Below are 15,378 nucleotides of genomic sequence, written 5' to 3'. Positions count from 1 at the left end.
ACCATGCCCGGACGCAAGAAGAAGGTGCCGATTTCCGTATATCTCGACCCCGACATCATGGCGACACTATCGGACTATGCAGGCCGACGCGAACAACCGCTCTCCCTGATCGCAGAGGCCGCCATCGCGTCCTTCCTGTCGCCGGACGACGCGGAGCGGCGTGAAGCCGTGGTCGCCAAACGCCTCGACCAGATCGATCGCCGTCTCAACCGCATGGAGCGCGACATCGGGATCTCCGTCGAGACCATGGCCGTATTCATCCGGTTCTGGCTCAACACGACACCGGCGCTGCCCGAGCCCGCAGCCCAGGCAGCGCGCGCCATGGTCGGGAAGCGCTACGAGGCGTTCATCGCGGCCCTTGGACGGCGCTTGGCCCAGGGACCGAAACTTCGGCAGGAGATCGTTGAAGATGTCGGCGAGTCGCCGTCCAGCCCGACAGAGAGCGATCCATAGGCTTCAGCGCGCGTGGATCAATAGCATCGCCCAACCGCCGTTCTCCTGTATTTGCACGCCACACTACTACGACGACCGATACTTGTTGAATCAGCCTGATTCACGGCTCTTTTAATCACCCCGATCCGGGGACCGTCGTTTTCAGCCCCGTCAGAAAGCGGGGCCGAAATGACCACAGCCAGCCAGAAGCCGGAGGCGTTCGCGCGCGGTGCGCGCATGCTTCGCACCGCGCTCGGCTCGACCATCACCCATTTTCTCGAAGACCCGGCCGTGGTCGAAATCATGCTGAACCCGGACGGCCGTCTCTGGGTAGATCGCCTCTCCGAAGGGCTGGCCGATACGGGTGAGACGCTGTCGCCTGCCGATGGCGAGCGCATCGTGCGGCTGGTCGCGCACCATGTCGGCGTCGAGGTGCATCCGCGCAGCCCGCGAGTCTCCGCCGAGCTTCCTGAGACGGGAGAGCGGTTCGAGGGCTTGCTGCCGCCCGTTGTCGCCGCACCGGCCTTCGCCATCCGCAAGCCCGCCGTCGCGATCTTCACGCTCGATGATTATGTGGCCGCCGGAATCATGTTCGCCGACCAGGCGGCGACGCTACGCGCAGCCGTGATGGCGCGCGCCAATATCCTTGTCGCAGGCGGCACTTCCACCGGCAAAACCACGCTGACCAATGCGCTTCTGGCCGAGGTCGCCAAGACGGCGGATCGCGTCGTCATCATCGAGGATACCCGCGAGCTTCAGTGCGCCGCGCCCAATCTTGTCGCCCTGCGGACCAAGGATGGAGTGGCCACGCTCTCGGAGCTGGTTCGCTCTTCGCTACGCCTGCGCCCCGATCGCATTCCCATCGGCGAGGTGCGCGGCTCTGAAGCTCTCGATCTCCTGAAAGCATGGGGAACCGGCCACCCCGGCGGCATCGGCACGATCCACGCCGGGAGCGGCATCGGCGCGCTGCGCCGCCTTGAACAACTCATCCAGGAGGCCGTCGTCACGGTCCCGCGCGCCCTGATCGCCGAGACCATCGATCTTGTTGCCGTCCTCTCCGGCCGCGGCTCCGCGCGCCGGCTCGCCGAACTCGCCCGTGTCGAAGGGCTCAGCCCGGACGGCGACTACGCCATCACCCCCGCAACCCTTGACCGCACAGGAGCCCCAACATGATCCGCACCACGATGCGCGTTCGCCGCTATGCCGCGACGGCCGCCGCCTTCACCTACATCAACCTCGTCCTTGCCCCCGCCGCCCATGCTTCCGGCTCGTCCATGCCGTGGGAAGCGCCGCTCCAAAAGATCCTCGAATCCATCGAAGGGCCGGTCGCCAAGATCGTCGCCGTCATCATCATCATCGCCACTGGCCTGGCGCTGGCGTTCGGTGACACGTCCGGCGGCTTCCGGAAGCTGATCCAGATCGTCTTCGGTCTCAGCATCGCGTTTGCGGCGTCGAGCTTCTTCCTGTCGTTCTTCTCGTTCGGCGGCGGGGCGCTCGTCTGATGGCCGCGGCGCTCGAACAACTCGACGCGGTGCCGGGTTTCACGGTCCCGGTTCACCGGGCGCTGACCGAGCACATTCTGCTGGGCGGCGCACCGCGCGCGCTCGCCATCCTGAACGGCACGCTGGCCGGAGCCGTGGGCCTCGGCCTGCGCCTCTGGCTCGTCGGTCTGCTGATCTGGGCCGTCGGCCATATCGCAGCCGTGTGGGCTGCAAAGCGCGATCCGCTCTTCGTCGAGGTCGGCCGCCGCCACCTGCGCATCCCCGCTCATCTGTCCGTCTGAGGAGGCGCATCGCCATGATGAATCTTGCCGAATATCGCCGCACCGCAACCCGCCTCGCTGACTATCTGCCCTGGGTCGCGCTCGTCGCCGAGGGCGTCGTGCTCAACAAGGATGGCAGCTTTCAGCGCACGGCCCGTTTCCGCGGCCCTGATCTGGACTCCGCGGTCGCTGCCGAACTGGTCGCCGTCGCCGGGCGGCTCAACAACGCTTTCCGCCGTCTCGGATCGGGTTGGGCCATCTTCGTCGAGGCGCAGCGGCACGAGGCGTCGATCTATCCGGCAGACCTGTTTCCCGACGCAGCCGCGGCGCTCCTCGATGCCGAGCGCAAGGCCGATTTCGAGGAGGCCGGCGCGCATTACGTCTCCGGCTACTATCTCACCATCACCTATCTGCCGCCGGCCGAGGACGCCGCGCGCACCGAAGCCTGGCTCTATGAGGGACGCGAACGCGCTGGCATCGATCCGAAGGAAATCCTGAACACCTTTGTCGACCGCACCGATCGCGTGCTGGCGCTGCTCGACGGCTTTATGCCGGAATGCCTGTGGCTCGATAGCAGCGAGACGCTGACCTATCTCCATTCGACCGTCTCGACCAAACGGCACCGCGTCCGCGTGCCCGAAACGCCGGTCTATCTCGACGCGCTGCTCGCCGACCAACCGCTCACCGGCGGCCTGGAGCCGCGTCTCGGAACGGCGCATCTGCGCGTTCTCACCATTGTCGGTTTCCCAACCGCGACCACACCCGGCATCCTCGACGATCTCAATCGGCTCGCCTTCCCCTATCGCTGGTCGACGCGCGCCATCCTGCTCGACAAGACCGACGCGACCAAGCTGCTGACCAAAATCCGCCGCCAATGGTTCGCCAAGCGCAAAAGCATCGCCGCGATCCTGAAAGAGGTGCTGACCAACGAGGCGTCCGCGCTGGTCGATACCGACGCCTCGAACAAGGCGGCGGACGCCGATCTCGCCCTCCAGGAACTCGGCGCTGACTACGCCGGCCAATCCTATGTCACCGCGACGATCGCGGTATGGGACAACGATCCCCGAATTGCCGACGAGAAGCTTCGCCTCGCCGAGAAAGTCATCCAGGGCCGCGACTTCACGGCCATGACTGAAACGATCAATGCCGTCGACGCCTGGCTGGGCTCATTGCCGGGACATGTTTACGCCAACGTGCGCCAGCCCCCGATCTCGACGCTGAATCTCGCCCACATGATCCCGCTCTCGGCGGTGTGGGCGGGGCCGGAACGGGACGAGCATTTCGGAGCGCCCCCCTTGCTGTTCGGCAAGACCGAGGGCTCGACCCCGTTCCGGTTTTCTCTCCATGTCGGCGATGTCGGTCACACGCTCGTCGTCGGTCCGACCGGCGCCGGCAAATCGGTGCTCCTAGCCGTCATGGCCTTGCAGTTCCGGCGCTACGCCGGTGCCCAGGTCTTCGCCTTCGACTTCGGCGGTTCGATCCGCGCCGCCGCGCTCGCCATGGGCGGTGATTGGCACGATCTCGGCGGCGATCTCACCGAGGGCGTGGACTCCTCGGTCGCGCTGCAACCGCTCGCGCGCATTCACGACACACCCGAACGCGCCTGGGCGGCCGACTGGATCGTCGCCATCCTGATCCGCGAGGGCATCGCGATCACTCCCGAGGTGAAGGAGCACCTTTGGTCGGCGCTGACCTCGCTGGCATCGGCGCCGGTCGAGGAACGCACGATCACCGGCCTCACGGTGTTGCTCCAATCGAACGACCTGAAGCAGGCGCTGCGACCGTATTGCGTGGGCGGTCCCTATGGGCGGCTACTCGACGCCGAGGCCGAACATCTCGGCTCGGCATCGGTGCAGGCGTTCGAGATCGAGGGACTGGTCGGGACTGGCGCAGCACCCGCCGTCCTCGCCTATCTCTTCCATCGCATCGGCGACCGTCTCGACGGCTCGCCGACGCTGCTCATCATCGACGAGGGCTGGCTCGCACTCGACGACGATGCCTTCTCCGGGCAATTGCGCGAGTGGCTGAAGACGCTGCGCAAGAAAAACGCCAGCGTCATCTTCGCCACGCAGTCGCTGTCCGACATCGACAACAGTAACATCGCCCCGGCCATCATCGAGAGCTGCCCGACAAGGCTCCTCCTGCCGAACGAACGCGCGATCGAGCCGCAGATCACGGAGATCTATCGGCGCTTCGGTCTCAACGACCGCCAGATCGAAATCCTCGCGCGGGCCACGCCCAAGCGCGACTATTACTGCCAGTCGCGGCGCGGCAATCGCCTGTTCGAGCTGGGCCTTTCCGAAGTCGGTCTCGCGCTCGCCGCCACCTCCTCCAAGACCGACCAGTCCGAGATCGCGCGCACCGTCGCCGAGCATGGCCGCGAGGGCTTTCTCGCCGCCTGGCTGCGCCTGCGCGGCGCCGAGTGGGCCGCAGACCTCATCCCTGATCTCACGAACCTCACCCCCCAGGAGTCCAAGAAGGAGTAAGACCATGGATACGCTTCGTTCACGCCCGCGCGCGATGTCGCTCGCGGCCTTCATCCTGGCGATACCGCTCGCCGCATCACCGGTGCTGACCGCGCCAGCGCACGCGCAATTCGGCTTCGGCGGCATCGTCTATGACCCTACCAACTACGCCCAGAACGTCCTGACGGCGGCGCGTTCCCTCGAGCAGATCAACAACCAGATCCGCTCGCTTCAGAACGAGGCGCAGAGCCTCATCAACCAGGCCAAGAATCTGGCGAACCTGCCGTACTCGGCGCTCCAGCAGATTCAGCAGAACGTCCAGCGCACCCAGCAGCTCCTCGGCCAGGCGCAGAACATCGCCTTCGACGTCCAGAACGTCGATCGGATGTTCCAGCAGCAATATGGCAGCGTCTCACTGTCGTCGTCGGATGCCACGCTCATCACCGACGCTCGCTCGCGCTGGCAGAACACCGTCGGCGGTTTGCAGGATGCCATGCGCATTCAGGCCGGCGTCGTCGGCAATATCGACAGCAATCGCACGCAGATGTCGAACCTCGTCAGCCAGAGCCAAGGCGCTCAGGGTGCGTTGCAGGCGACACAGGCCGGCAATCAGCTTCTCGCCCTGCAATCGCAGCAGCTCTCCGACCTGATCGCGCTGATCTCCGCCAACGGTCGCGCCACGGCGCTGACTGACGCGGAACGTGCGGCGGCGGCCGATCAGGGCCGGGAGCAACGCCGCCGCTTCCTCACGCCGGGGGCGGGCTATCAGCCCGGCAACGCGCAGATGTTCGGTAACGGCAACTGAGATCGCGGTCATGGACGGCAAGATGCTGGCCCGGTTGGGCGCCATCGTTTTCGTATCGCTCGCCATCACGGCGACGGCGATCGAGATGACCCGGAAGGACGCGACCCCTGAAATGGGGCGCGTCCACGCTGTCGAACCCAAGCGCGATGCGCTCCGCGAAGGGCAGCGCCGGTGCCAGCAGCTTGGCCAGGCGGCGGCGAGCGATACCGACTGCATGCGCATCTGGGCCGAGAGCCGCGATCGCTTCCTCGGCCGCGCCCCGGCGCCTGCCGTCCCGACAACAGATGGACGGTGAACCATGGGCGGCGCAGGTGTCATCGACAATTTCCTCGGGGTCTTCACCTCCTACATCAACAGCGGGTTCGGACTGCTCGGCGGCGAGGTCGCGTTCATCGCCACAACGCTGATCGTCATCGATGTGACGCTTGCCGCCCTGTTCTGGAGCTGGGGCGCGGAAGACGACATCATCGCCCGGCTGGTGAAAAAGACGCTCTTCGTCGGCGTCTTCGCCTATCTCATCGGCAACTGGAACAACCTCGCCAAGATCGTCTTCGACTCGTTCGCGGGCCTCGGCCTCAAGGCTTCCGGCACCAGCTTCACCGCACAGGATCTGATGCGACCCGGCAAGGTCGCGCAGACAGGGCTCGACGCCGCGCGCCCCTTGCTCGAATCCATCTCCGACCTGATGGGCTGGATCGCGTTCTTCGAGAACTTCATCCAGATCGCCTGCCTGCTGTTCGCCTGGGCGCTGGTGCTGCTCGCCTTCTTCATCCTCGCGATCCAGCTCTTCGTGACCCTGATCGAATTCAAGCTGACGACGCTGGCCGGCTTCGTCCTCATCCCGTTCGGCCTGTTCGGCAAAACCGCCTTCATGGCCGAGCGCGTGCTGGGCAATGTCGTCTCTTCCGGCATCAAGGTGCTGGTGCTCGCCGTCATCATCGGCATCGGCTCAACGCTGTTCAGCCAGTTTACGGCCGGCTTCGGCGGCGCAACGCCCACCATCGACGACGCCATGGCGATTGTCCTTGCCGCGCTATCGCTGCTCGGGCTCGGCATCTTCGGCCCCGGCATTGCTGCCGGTCTTGTCAGCGGCGGACCACAACTCGGCGCCGGTGCGGCGGTTGGCACCGGGCTTGCCGTCGGTGGCGCGGCGCTCGCAGCTGGTGGCGCGGCAGGCCTTGCCCTGAAGGGAGGAGCGGCTGCGATCTCCGGCGGTGCTGCCGCCGTGCGGGGCGGAGCGGCAGCGGCAGGCGGAGCCGCTGCGGCCTACAGCGTCGGCTCGCTCGGCCAGTCCGGCGCAGCCGGTGTCGCCTCTGGTCTCGGCGGTGTCGCCCGCGCGGCCGGCGCAGCCGCCGTATCACCCCTGAAACGCGCGACGGCGCGCGCCGCCGAAGGCGCCAAGTCCAGCTTCTCCGAAGGTGCGAAGGCAGGCTTCGGGGCGACGGGCGGATCCTCGACCATGAGCACGATACCCGGCTCAGGCTCCGCAGGCGAAGCCGCCGCCGCAGCGCCCCGCGACGGTCCGCCCGACTGGGCCAAGCGCATGAAGCGCCATCAGTCCCTCAGCCACGGAGCCACCCTCGCAGCGCACGCCGTCAAATCCGGCGACAGCCATGGCGGCGGCTCTTCCGTCAATCTCTCCGAAAGTAACCGCTCATGAGCCTCTTCAAACGACCCGCCGCCCACTATGGGAAATCGCCCGAACCCGAAACACCCTATCAGCGCGCCGCGCAGGTCTGGGACGATCGCATCGGTTCGGCCCGCGTCCAGGCCAGGAACTGGCGCATCATGGCATTCGGCTCGCTGTTCCTGTCGGCCGGCTTCGCCGCCGCGCTGGTCTGGCAGTCGGCGCGCGGCACCGTCGTTCCCTGGGTGGTGCAGGTCGATCGGCTCGGTCAGGCGCAGTCCGTTGCACCGGCGTCGGCCGACTACCGGCCGACCGATCCGCAGGTGGCCTGGCATCTTGCCCGCTTCATCGAGCAGGTCAGAAGCATCCCGGCCGATCCGATCATCGTGCGCCAGAACTGGCTGCGCGCCTACGACTGGACCACGGATCGCGGCGCCGGCGCGCTCAACGACTATGCCCGCACCAACGATCCCTTCACCAAGGTCGGCAAACAGCAGATCGCCGTCGAGGTTTCGAGTGTGATCCGCGCATCGGCGGATTCCTTCCGCGTGGCCTGGACCGAGAAGCGTTACGAGAATGGCCAGCTCGCGGGCACGGAGCGATGGACCGCCATCCTCACCATCGTCATTCAGACGCCGCGCGACGCAGACCGGCTGCGCGCCAATCCGCTCGGCATCTACATCAACGCCATCAACTGGTCGCGGGAGATGTCCCAATGAGCACGTCTCTGCGCATGTCCGGCTCTCCGGCTTTCCGTCAATCCGCTTTGGCGATGATGCTGCTCTCGGCAACGATGCTGGCGGGCTGCGCGACCTTCAAACCACCCACCATCAGCTATGACAGTGACGTGCCGCCGCTCCCAGCCGTGCCGACGCCGGTCACGGAACAGCCGCCACGTCAGCTGCACACGCCTCCTGCCTGGACGGTCGCGCATGGTGGAACCGCCGCGAATACGCCGAGCGGCCGCGTGGAAAACGCCAATGCTGCGTCGCGTGTCGAACCGCGACGCGAGGGCTATTATAACGCCATCCAGATCTATCCCTGGAGCGAAGGCGCGCTTTACCAAGTCTATGCCGCGCCCGGCCAGATCACCAACATCGCGCTCGAACCGGGCGAAAGCCTGACCGGCGCAGGTCCAATCGCCGCCGGTGACACCGCCCGCTGGATCATCGGTGATACCGAAAGTGGTTCCGGCCTCTCGCGCCGCGTCCACATCCTCGTCAAACCGACGCGCCCCGACATCACCACGAACCTGGTCATCACGACCGACCGCCGCATCTACATGCTTGAGCTGAGGGCGGAGGCGAAACCCTATATGCCGGCCGTTGCATGGGCTTATCCCGCGCTACCGGCATCGCAGCGCGGAACGGTCCCTGCGACGCCTATCATTCCCGCTGCCGCCGCGCGTCACTACCGCTACGGCCTCACCGGCGACACGCCGCCTTGGCGGCCGGTCGCCGTCTATGACGACGGCAGGCGGGTGTATGTCGAATTTCCACGCGGCATCGCTCAAGGCGAGATGCCGCCGATCTTCGTCCTCGGCACCGACGGCGAGCCGCAGCTCGTCAACAGCCGCATCTACCAAAACATCCTGATCGTTGACCGCATCTTCGGAGCCGCCGAACTGCGCCTCGGCAGCAGCAAGCAGCAGCAGACCGTCAGGATCGTGCGAACCGATGGGAAACCTGCATCATGAGCGACACCGACCACGACAATGCCGAACCGCTGGACCAATCGACTCCCGTCGTCGATACGTCATCATCCATGCGTCTGCGGGCGGAACCTCCGCGTGTCACCCGGTTGTCGCGCAAAGTGCTCGCCGGCGTCGCCGCGGTTGCCCTCGTCGGTATCGGCGGCTCTCTCATCTACGCGCTCCAGACCCGCGATCCCGGCAAGAGCGCCGACGAACTCTATTCGACCGACAACCGCACCACGGCCGACGGCCTGGCCGGCCTGCCACGCGATTACACCGGCCCGGTCCTCGGCCCGGCGCTGCCTGGAGACCTCGGTCGCCCGATCGTCAGCGCGCAAAATCAGGGGCATCCTGTCGTGCCGCCCGCCATGGCGGCGCCGGGGCCTGATCCCGAGGAACAACGTCGCCTCGCCGAATTGGAGGCCGCCCGCACCAGCCGCGTGTTTTTCCAGGCCGGTCCGGCCGCAACGTCGGCGACCGCTGGCCCGAATGTCCCGGGATTTGCCGGCGTGGGAGCTGGCACACAACCAGGTGCCGAGACGCCTCAAGATCGACAACTCGCGTTCCTCAATGCTCCCGTCGACCGCCGCACCATTGCAGCCGACCGCATCATGGCGCCAGCATCGCCCTATGTTCTCCAGGCGGGCGCGGTCATCTCGGCCGCCCTCATCACCGGCATCCGCTCCGATCTGCCTGGACAAATCACCGCGCAGGTGACGGAGAACATCTACGATAGCCCGACCGGCCGCATCCTCGTCATCCCACAGGGCACCCGGATCATCGGCCAGTACGACAATAGCGTCCAATACGGGCAGAGCCGCGTGCTTCTCGTCTGGAACAGGCTCATCCTCCCGAACGGCCGGTCCATTGTGCTAGAACGCCAGCCCGGAGCCGATACCCAGGGCTATGCCGGTCTGGAAGACGGCGTCGATTACCATTGGTGGGATCTCGCCAAAGCGGCGGGGCTCTCGACGCTTCTGTCAGTCGGGTCCGAGCTTGCCATCGATGACCAGGACCGGCTCCTGCGCGCCATCCGCAATGGGGGCCAGGACACGATCAATGATGCCGGTCAGCAGATCGTTCGGCGCCAGCTCAACGTCGCCCCGACACTGACGATCCGGCCCGGCTTCCCTGTCCGCGTGATCGTCACCCGCGATCTCGTCCTCGAACCTTACGGAGGCTGACATGACGAAATTGAAGCTCGGCCCGATCACCGAGGAAAGGCCGGTGAAGGCGACGCTGGAACTGCCCGCATCGCTTCACCGGGATCTCGCGGCATATGCCGAGCTGCTGGGAAGGCAGACCGGCCAGCCTGTGCGCGATCCCATCCAGCTGATTGTACCGATGCTGGAGCGCTTCATCGCCACCGATCGCGGGTTCGCCAAGGCCCGGCGCGCGAAGCCCGCGGGCGATGCCAGTTCATAAATCCACGCCCTGACGACGCGCCATCATCTTCGCCATGCTGACAAAGCGCCTGAGCGCCGGATTGTCGTTCTTTGGCGACCACACGCCGTTGAAGGGAAGGACCTCACCAATGATCGGCCGATAGCAGATGCCCGGCACATGGGCGGCTGTCGTCGCTTCGCTCGTGACCGTCAGTCCGCTGCCGATCGCGACGAGCGTCAGCAGATTGTCGCGCCCGACAAACTGCGCCTGAATCTTCGGGTGATGGCCGAGATCGGCGACCCGCTGGACCAGATAGTCATGGACCTCCTGGCCCGGCGGTACATCGCTGACGATGAAGGTCTCGTGCGCCAGATCATGCCACTTCACCTCCTCTTTCCGGGCAAGGGCATGTGCTTCCGGCAGCACCACGAAAACACGTTCAGACCAGAGATAGGTGGTCTCGCATCGGGGCCACTCCAACGTCCCTGTCAGAAAGGCGATGTCCAGCCGGAACTGCCGGATCGCGGCGACATGCTCCGCGGGATTGCCGTCGACAACCTCGACATACACGCCAGGGTGCTCTGCGGCGAAGGTCCGGAGAAGATCTTGCAGGAACCCCGAGGCCAGGGACGAGAAGATGCCCACGCGCAATTGACCTTCTGTGCCGCGCCCCACCGCGTCCACGATCTCCGCGCCTTCATTGATGTATCGAAGAACCTTTCGGGCTTTCGACAAAAGCCGCTGTCCGGCAACGGTCAGACATACACCGCCGCTGTGACGGTGAAACAGCGCAGAGCCGAGCCCGTCTTCCAGGTCGCGAATCCGGCGGCTGATCGTGGACTCCTGTACGCCCAACGCTACGCCCGCCTTGCGGAAACTCCCATGCTCGGAAGCCGCCACGAAATACCGCAGATGTCGAAAATTCATGTTGTTACCTAACGATTGTTTTGGGTCCTTTGCTGATTGCTTGAGAAGGTGCTGGAGGCTGCCGGCGACTGGGGGCTGCGCTCGCGCCACATGTTCTGTGTCGTATCTGATTTGCACGCCAGGACACGGCGTAGCTCTACACCCATCAAATCGGGCTTTCGTTCCGCATGATCTATCGCCTTCTATCCGCCTTCACGGACGAATGAAGGATATTTTCCAATTAATTACCGAGTTGAAACCCTCGTGAGGCGCACCATCAGGCGTCGTCAGCTCCGGGAAATAGCGCCTCTGGCCGATACGACCATCTACGACATGGAACAGTGAGGCGAGTTTCCTCAGCGCTTTTACCTGTCGGCCCGCTGCGTCGTGTGGGAACTCACCGAGGTCGAGGCATGCTTGATGTTTGCCTCCAAACCTCGCGAGCCAAGATCGTCCGGCGCGTGCCCATATCCGTCGTCCAGCTTCGAAAAACACGCCCCGTGCAGTCGGTCAGTCATCGGCAGGTACGCTTCTCCACACCATCCTCCAGGGACCGGGAATCGATGGAACACCTTGCTTCTCGCAATAACCGACCCAAATCGGACAAGATCATGCCAAATCGGCTTAAATCTGCTTTACTCGCCTCTATATCGGTGGAATAGTTCCACATCCGCTTCGACCGGAGAAAGGGCGGCTTGTGTCTGATCGCTGGATGTCTGTCGAAGAAATCGCTGCTTACCTGGGGGTAAGCAAAGATACCGTCTATGGTTGGATAGCAAAAAGAGAAATGCCTGCTCACAAAGTCGGAAGACTCTGGAAGTTTAAGTCAGAAGAAGTCGATTCATGGGTGCGAGCGGGAAAGGCCTCCGACGAGAGCAATGAACCGTCAGTAAGGGATGCGCGAGAACCGGAACGCCGCGCTTCGGGGGAGAAGAAATGAGCGAGGTGGCGTGTATCGACCTGTTCTGCGGTGCGGGAGGTTTGACGCACGGCTTGATTCAAGCCGGTGTTCCAGTCGTCGCCGGCATTGACGTCGATACAGCCTGTCGTCTCCCCTACGAAGTCAACAACGGCGCGCAATTCCTCGTCAAGGACATCCAGAACGTAAGCCCGGCGGAGCTGAACAAGCTATACGGCAACGCCAAAATCCGGGTCCTCGCCGGCTGCGCGCCCTGCCAACCGTTCTCGACCTACTCCCAGCGCTACGACACCCTCACCAGCCCTCGTTGGCCGCTGCTGTATCAGTTCGCCCGTCTCGTGAAATCTGTCCGTCCCGACATCGTGACCATGGAAAACGTACCCCTGGTCCAAAAGCATGCTGTCTTCGACGACTTCGTCACCACTCTTCAGCGGCTTGGCTACAAGGTTTGGCAAAATGTCGTGGACTGCACGCAATATGGCCTGCCTCAGACGCGACGCCGCATGGTCATTCTGGCGAGTTTGATCGGTCCCATTGAGCTGATCTCGCCAACCCATAAAAAGGCGAAGTCGGTCAAGGACGCCATCGGGAAATTACCTGCCATTGCGGCCGGGAGTGTTCATGAGAATGATGCTTTCCACGTCTCGTCCAGGCTTTCCGATTTGAACCTTGAGCGCATTCGCGCGTCCCATCCGGGCGGAACCTGGCGTGATTGGCCCGAGCGGCTCGTAGCTGATTGCCACCGGCGAGAAACTGGCCGCACCTACCCTGGCGTTTATGGACGCATGGCATGGGACGATCCGTCTCCGACGATCACCACGCAATTCTACGGCTTCGGCAACGGTCGCTTCGGTCATCCGGAGCAGGATCGAGCCATCTCCCTGCGGGAAGGCGCCATCCTGCAAGGGTTCCCCAAAAAATACGCCTTCGTCGAAAAGGGTAGCCCAGCACATTTCAAGGCATTGGGTCGAATGATCGGCAATGCCGTCCCAGTGGCCCTCGGCAAAGCGATCGGGCAAAGCATCGTGACCCATCTCGGTGTTGATGCGCGGACGGATCAGGCGAAGAAGGGAGGCACCGCGGATGTCGCGCGTAAGCCCCTCGTCGCATGAGGCGAGCCTCCGCATGGCTCGGGTGCGGCAGAAGGGCACCGACGCCGAACTCTCGTTGCGCAAGGAGTTGCACGCGAGAGGGTTGCGCTACCGTTTGCAAGTCCCGCTTCTGACCAAGCCGAGGCGCGTCGCCGACATCGTGTTTCCCCGCGCCAAAGTCGCCGTCTTCGTCGATGGGTGTTTTTGGCATGGTTGCCCGGCGCATGCCTCCTGGCCGAAGAGCAACGCGCAATTTTGGCGTGACAAAATCGAAACCAATCGCGCCCGAGACACGGATACCGATCAACGCCTCAACGCTTCGGGTTGGCGTGTCATCCGCGTATGGGCGCATGAGCGCGCCGGCGAAGCGGCCGAACGCATCGAAAACGTCGTTCGAGGCGGGAGTGGGTTGCAATGATCGTCGGAGATGCGAGTAGCGCGGCGGCACAGATCGCGCACCACACGATCCCGGAACCCGGCCAGTTGGTCGAAGCACGTCGGCGGCAATGGATCGTGTCGGATGTCGATAGTGGATCGACGGCGCCGAGCCTTCCCAAACGCCATCTCATCCGATTGACGTCGATCGACGAAGATGCCCTGGGCGAGGAAATCGAAGTCCTATGGGAGTTGGAGCCCGGCGCTCACGTCATTGAGCGAGCTGGCCTGCCGCGCATAACGGGCTTGGATGATCCGGCATCCCTAGAAGCTTTTCTTGATGCCGTCCGATGGGGTGCCGCCACCAACGCCGACAGGGCCTATCTCCAGGCTCCTTTCCGCAGCGGTGTCAGCATCGAGGATTTTCAGCTCGATCCATTGGTGCGAGCCATCGACATGGCCCGCACCAGCCTGCTCATCGCGGATGATGTTGGCCTCGGCAAGACGATCGAAGCCGGTCTCGTGGTCCAGGAAATGCTCCTGCGCCATCGCGCGCGCACCGTGTTGGTGCTGTGCCCAGCGTCCCTTCAGGAGAAGTGGCGCACGGAGATGCAGGAGAAATTCGGTCTCGACTTCCGCATCGTCGATACAGAGTTCGTCAAGCGCCTGCGTCGTGAACGTGGCCTGCACGCCAATCCCTGGACTTCGTTTCCTCTGCTCATCACGTCGATGGATTGGGTCAAGCAAGGCGAAGGACTGCGCCTGTTCCGAGATGCGCTGCCGCCTACCGTTACCCATCCTCGAAAATTCGATCTCTTGGTCATCGACGAAGCGCACAACATCGCGCCCACGGTCGGACACTACGCAGTCGAGAGCCTCCGAACCCGGCTGGTGCGACTGCTCGCGCCGCATTTCCAGCACAAGCTGTTTCTCACCGCCACACCCCATGACGGCTACACCGAGTCGTTCACCGCTCTGCTCGAACTGCTCGATGACCAGCGCTTCGCGCGAAACGTCCTGCCGAGTGAGCCCCAGCGCGCTCGCGTCATGGTGCGGCGGCTGAAGAGCGACTTGGTGGATGCGAACGGCAAACTGCTTTACCCGGTGCGGCGTCTCGAAGCTCTCCCCATCAAGTATGACGATGACGAGAGGCAGATCCGGCGCCTTCTCGGCGATTACATATCGTCACGCGAGAATGGCGAGGGTGGCGCACGAGCGGTCGATCGCTTCGTCCACCAATTACTGCGCAAGCGTCTTGCGTCGTCACCCGCCGCGTTCGCGGCGACGCTGGAAAAGCACATAGCGACGATCGAAGGCCGTTCGTCGGCCGACCAGACCCGGCGTAAGCTGGATGATCGCATCCTTCGCCGTGCCATATCGAAGGCCGAAGAAGACTATGCCGACGACGCATTGCGCGAGGCGGCGGAAGACGATGCGCTAGGCGAAGCCGCCAAACACATCCGGCCGCCCAGTGAGCAAGAGCGGCGGATGCTGGAACGCCTGCGCTCCTGGGCGCAGCAAGCATCACGCAGGGCAGACTCCAAGGCGCGCGCGATATTGGAGTGGCTGGCCGAGAACCTCCAGGAGGGCGGCGAATGGACGAATGAGCGGGTCATTCTCTTCACCGAATACCGGACGACGCAGCAGTGGATGCAGGAGACGCTCGTATCGCACGGCTTCGGCGGCGACCGGCTGGCGCTGATCTATGGCGGCATGGATCACGACGAACGCGAGGCCGTGAAAGCCGCGTTCCAGGCCAACCCTTCAGTATCGCCGGTCAGAATCCTGTTGGCGACCGATGCGGCATCCGAAGGCATTGATCTTCAGAACCACTGTCACCTGTTCGGCGTCAGCGCCTTTGGCACAGATCTGGGGTTGCGGATAATGGAGGGATTGGGTCTCGTCGCAGTGACGTAA

Annotated in this window: 17 protein-coding genes; 16 read left to right on the top strand and 1 reads right to left on the bottom strand. The window is 64.1% G+C overall.

What is annotated here, in order from left to right; all coding sequences use genetic code 11:
• The first annotated feature begins 3 nt into the window (after nt 1-3).
• The 12 genes from AC3A3G_RS02975 to AC3A3G_RS02920 all read left to right on the top strand — a co-directional run bounded on the left by AC3A3G_RS02975 (nt 4) and on the right by AC3A3G_RS02920 (nt 10,209).
• A complete protein-coding gene (locus AC3A3G_RS02975; RefSeq protein ID WP_097140464.1) occupies nt 4-453 on the top strand; it encodes a CopG family transcriptional regulator in 450 nt (149 codons plus the stop codon).
• A gap of 168 nt (nt 454-621) precedes the next feature.
• Nucleotides 622-1,605: a P-type conjugative transfer ATPase TrbB gene (gene trbB / locus AC3A3G_RS02970; RefSeq protein ID WP_487487505.1), complete on the top strand. Its 984-nt coding sequence runs from the start codon at nt 622-624 to the stop codon at nt 1,603-1,605.
• Complete coding sequence (locus AC3A3G_RS02965; RefSeq protein WP_487487504.1) at nt 1,602-1,934, top strand: TrbC/VirB2 family type IV secretion system protein; 333 nt, start codon at nt 1,602-1,604, stop codon at nt 1,932-1,934. Before trbB ends, AC3A3G_RS02965 begins: the two co-directional genes overlap by 4 nt.
• Nucleotides 1,934-2,215: a VirB3 family type IV secretion system protein gene (locus tag AC3A3G_RS02960; protein WP_097140470.1), complete on the top strand. Its 282-nt coding sequence runs from the start codon at nt 1,934-1,936 to the stop codon at nt 2,213-2,215. The genes AC3A3G_RS02965 and AC3A3G_RS02960 overlap by 1 nt, the downstream gene beginning before the upstream one ends.
• Nucleotides 2,216-2,229: 14 nt before the next feature.
• Nucleotides 2,230-4,680 (top strand): conjugal transfer protein TrbE, encoded by a 2,451-nt coding sequence (gene trbE / locus AC3A3G_RS02955; protein ID WP_487487503.1) that lies wholly within the window; start codon nt 2,230-2,232, stop codon nt 4,678-4,680.
• Nucleotides 4,681-4,684: 4 nt separating this feature from the next.
• Nucleotides 4,685-5,464: a P-type conjugative transfer protein TrbJ gene (gene trbJ, locus AC3A3G_RS02950; RefSeq protein WP_487487502.1), complete on the top strand. Its 780-nt coding sequence runs from the start codon at nt 4,685-4,687 to the stop codon at nt 5,462-5,464.
• A gap of 10 nt (nt 5,465-5,474) precedes the next feature.
• Complete coding sequence (gene trbK-alt / locus AC3A3G_RS02945; protein ID WP_487487501.1) at nt 5,475-5,759, top strand: putative entry exclusion protein TrbK-alt; 285 nt, start codon at nt 5,475-5,477, stop codon at nt 5,757-5,759.
• A gap of 3 nt (nt 5,760-5,762) precedes the next feature.
• On the top strand, nt 5,763-7,124 hold the full coding sequence (gene trbL / locus AC3A3G_RS02940; protein ID WP_487487500.1) for a P-type conjugative transfer protein TrbL: 1,362 nt from the start codon (nt 5,763-5,765) through the stop codon (nt 7,122-7,124).
• Nucleotides 7,121-7,810 (top strand): conjugal transfer protein TrbF, encoded by a 690-nt coding sequence (trbF, locus tag AC3A3G_RS02935; protein WP_045811397.1) that lies wholly within the window; start codon nt 7,121-7,123, stop codon nt 7,808-7,810. The genes trbL and trbF overlap by 4 nt, the downstream gene beginning before the upstream one ends.
• Nucleotides 7,807-8,787: a P-type conjugative transfer protein TrbG gene (gene trbG / locus AC3A3G_RS02930; RefSeq protein ID WP_487487499.1), complete on the top strand. Its 981-nt coding sequence runs from the start codon at nt 7,807-7,809 to the stop codon at nt 8,785-8,787. Before trbF ends, trbG begins: the two co-directional genes overlap by 4 nt.
• Nucleotides 8,784-9,968: a TraB/TrbI/VirB10 family type IV secretion system protein gene (locus tag AC3A3G_RS02925; protein WP_487487498.1), complete on the top strand. Its 1,185-nt coding sequence runs from the start codon at nt 8,784-8,786 to the stop codon at nt 9,966-9,968. The genes trbG and AC3A3G_RS02925 overlap by 4 nt, the downstream gene beginning before the upstream one ends.
• 1 nt (nt 9,969) lies before the next feature.
• Nucleotides 9,970-10,209 (top strand): DUF2274 domain-containing protein, encoded by a 240-nt coding sequence (locus AC3A3G_RS02920; protein WP_160987315.1) that lies wholly within the window; start codon nt 9,970-9,972, stop codon nt 10,207-10,209.
• Here AC3A3G_RS02920 and AC3A3G_RS02915 read toward each other — a convergent pair.
• Nucleotides 10,204-11,097: a LysR family transcriptional regulator gene (locus AC3A3G_RS02915; protein ID WP_487487497.1), complete on the bottom strand. Its 894-nt coding sequence runs from the start codon at nt 11,095-11,097 to the stop codon at nt 10,204-10,206. The two genes, AC3A3G_RS02920 and AC3A3G_RS02915, sit on opposite strands and share 6 nt — an antisense overlap.
• Nucleotides 11,098-11,788: 691 nt before the next feature.
• Between AC3A3G_RS02915 and AC3A3G_RS02910 the strand changes: the two genes are divergently transcribed.
• The 4 genes from AC3A3G_RS02910 to drmD are packed head-to-tail and all read left to right on the top strand — an operon-like array spanning nt 11,789 to nt 15,378.
• The gene (locus AC3A3G_RS02910; protein WP_160987317.1) at nt 11,789-12,016 is read left to right on the top strand and encodes a helix-turn-helix domain-containing protein; all 228 of its coding nucleotides are present in this window, start codon (nt 11,789-11,791) and stop codon (nt 12,014-12,016) included.
• Nucleotides 12,013-13,107, top strand: a complete 1,095-nt coding sequence (locus AC3A3G_RS02905; protein ID WP_487487496.1) for a DNA cytosine methyltransferase — start codon at nt 12,013-12,015, stop codon at nt 13,105-13,107. The genes AC3A3G_RS02910 and AC3A3G_RS02905 overlap by 4 nt, the downstream gene beginning before the upstream one ends.
• Entirely contained in the window at nt 13,040-13,504 is a 465-nt protein-coding gene (locus AC3A3G_RS02900) for a very short patch repair endonuclease (protein ID WP_487487495.1), read from the top strand. Before AC3A3G_RS02905 ends, AC3A3G_RS02900 begins: the two co-directional genes overlap by 68 nt.
• On the top strand, nt 13,501-15,378 hold the full coding sequence (gene drmD / locus AC3A3G_RS02895) for a DISARM system SNF2-like helicase DrmD (protein WP_487487494.1): 1,878 nt from the start codon (nt 13,501-13,503) through the stop codon (nt 15,376-15,378). Before AC3A3G_RS02900 ends, drmD begins: the two co-directional genes overlap by 4 nt.

Source organism: Brevundimonas sp. Soil_N_31 (assembly GCF_057655995.1).
The sequence above is the reverse complement of the archived record's forward strand: the minus strand, read 5'-3'. Positions and strand labels throughout refer to the sequence as shown.

What these genes read in the sequence shown, in the direction of transcription:
- AC3A3G_RS02975 (WP_097140464.1), top strand. Translation starts at nt 4, where the DNA reads ATGCCCGGACGCAAGAAGAAGGTGCCGATTTCCGTATATCTCGACCCC.
- trbB (WP_487487505.1), top strand. Translation starts at nt 622, where the DNA reads ATGACCACAGCCAGCCAGAAGCCGGAGGCGTTCGCGCGCGGTGCGCGC.
- AC3A3G_RS02965 (WP_487487504.1), top strand. Translation starts at nt 1,602, where the DNA reads ATGATCCGCACCACGATGCGCGTTCGCCGCTATGCCGCGACGGCCGCC.
- AC3A3G_RS02960 (WP_097140470.1), top strand. Translation starts at nt 1,934, where the DNA reads ATGGCCGCGGCGCTCGAACAACTCGACGCGGTGCCGGGTTTCACGGTC.
- trbE (WP_487487503.1), top strand. Translation starts at nt 2,230, where the DNA reads ATGATGAATCTTGCCGAATATCGCCGCACCGCAACCCGCCTCGCTGAC.
- trbJ (WP_487487502.1), top strand. Translation starts at nt 4,685, where the DNA reads ATGGATACGCTTCGTTCACGCCCGCGCGCGATGTCGCTCGCGGCCTTC.
- trbK-alt (WP_487487501.1), top strand. Translation starts at nt 5,475, where the DNA reads ATGGACGGCAAGATGCTGGCCCGGTTGGGCGCCATCGTTTTCGTATCG.
- trbL (WP_487487500.1), top strand. Translation starts at nt 5,763, where the DNA reads ATGGGCGGCGCAGGTGTCATCGACAATTTCCTCGGGGTCTTCACCTCC.
- trbF (WP_045811397.1), top strand. Translation starts at nt 7,121, where the DNA reads ATGAGCCTCTTCAAACGACCCGCCGCCCACTATGGGAAATCGCCCGAA.
- trbG (WP_487487499.1), top strand. Translation starts at nt 7,807, where the DNA reads ATGAGCACGTCTCTGCGCATGTCCGGCTCTCCGGCTTTCCGTCAATCC.
- AC3A3G_RS02925 (WP_487487498.1), top strand. Translation starts at nt 8,784, where the DNA reads ATGAGCGACACCGACCACGACAATGCCGAACCGCTGGACCAATCGACT.
- AC3A3G_RS02920 (WP_160987315.1), top strand. Translation starts at nt 9,970, where the DNA reads ATGACGAAATTGAAGCTCGGCCCGATCACCGAGGAAAGGCCGGTGAAG.
- AC3A3G_RS02915 (WP_487487497.1), bottom strand. Translation starts at nt 11,097, where the DNA reads ATGAATTTTCGACATCTGCGGTATTTCGTGGCGGCTTCCGAGCATGGG.
- AC3A3G_RS02910 (WP_160987317.1), top strand. Translation starts at nt 11,789, where the DNA reads ATGTCTGTCGAAGAAATCGCTGCTTACCTGGGGGTAAGCAAAGATACC.
- AC3A3G_RS02905 (WP_487487496.1), top strand. Translation starts at nt 12,013, where the DNA reads ATGAGCGAGGTGGCGTGTATCGACCTGTTCTGCGGTGCGGGAGGTTTG.
- AC3A3G_RS02900 (WP_487487495.1), top strand. Translation starts at nt 13,040, where the DNA reads ATGCGCGGACGGATCAGGCGAAGAAGGGAGGCACCGCGGATGTCGCGC.
- drmD (WP_487487494.1), top strand. Translation starts at nt 13,501, where the DNA reads ATGATCGTCGGAGATGCGAGTAGCGCGGCGGCACAGATCGCGCACCAC.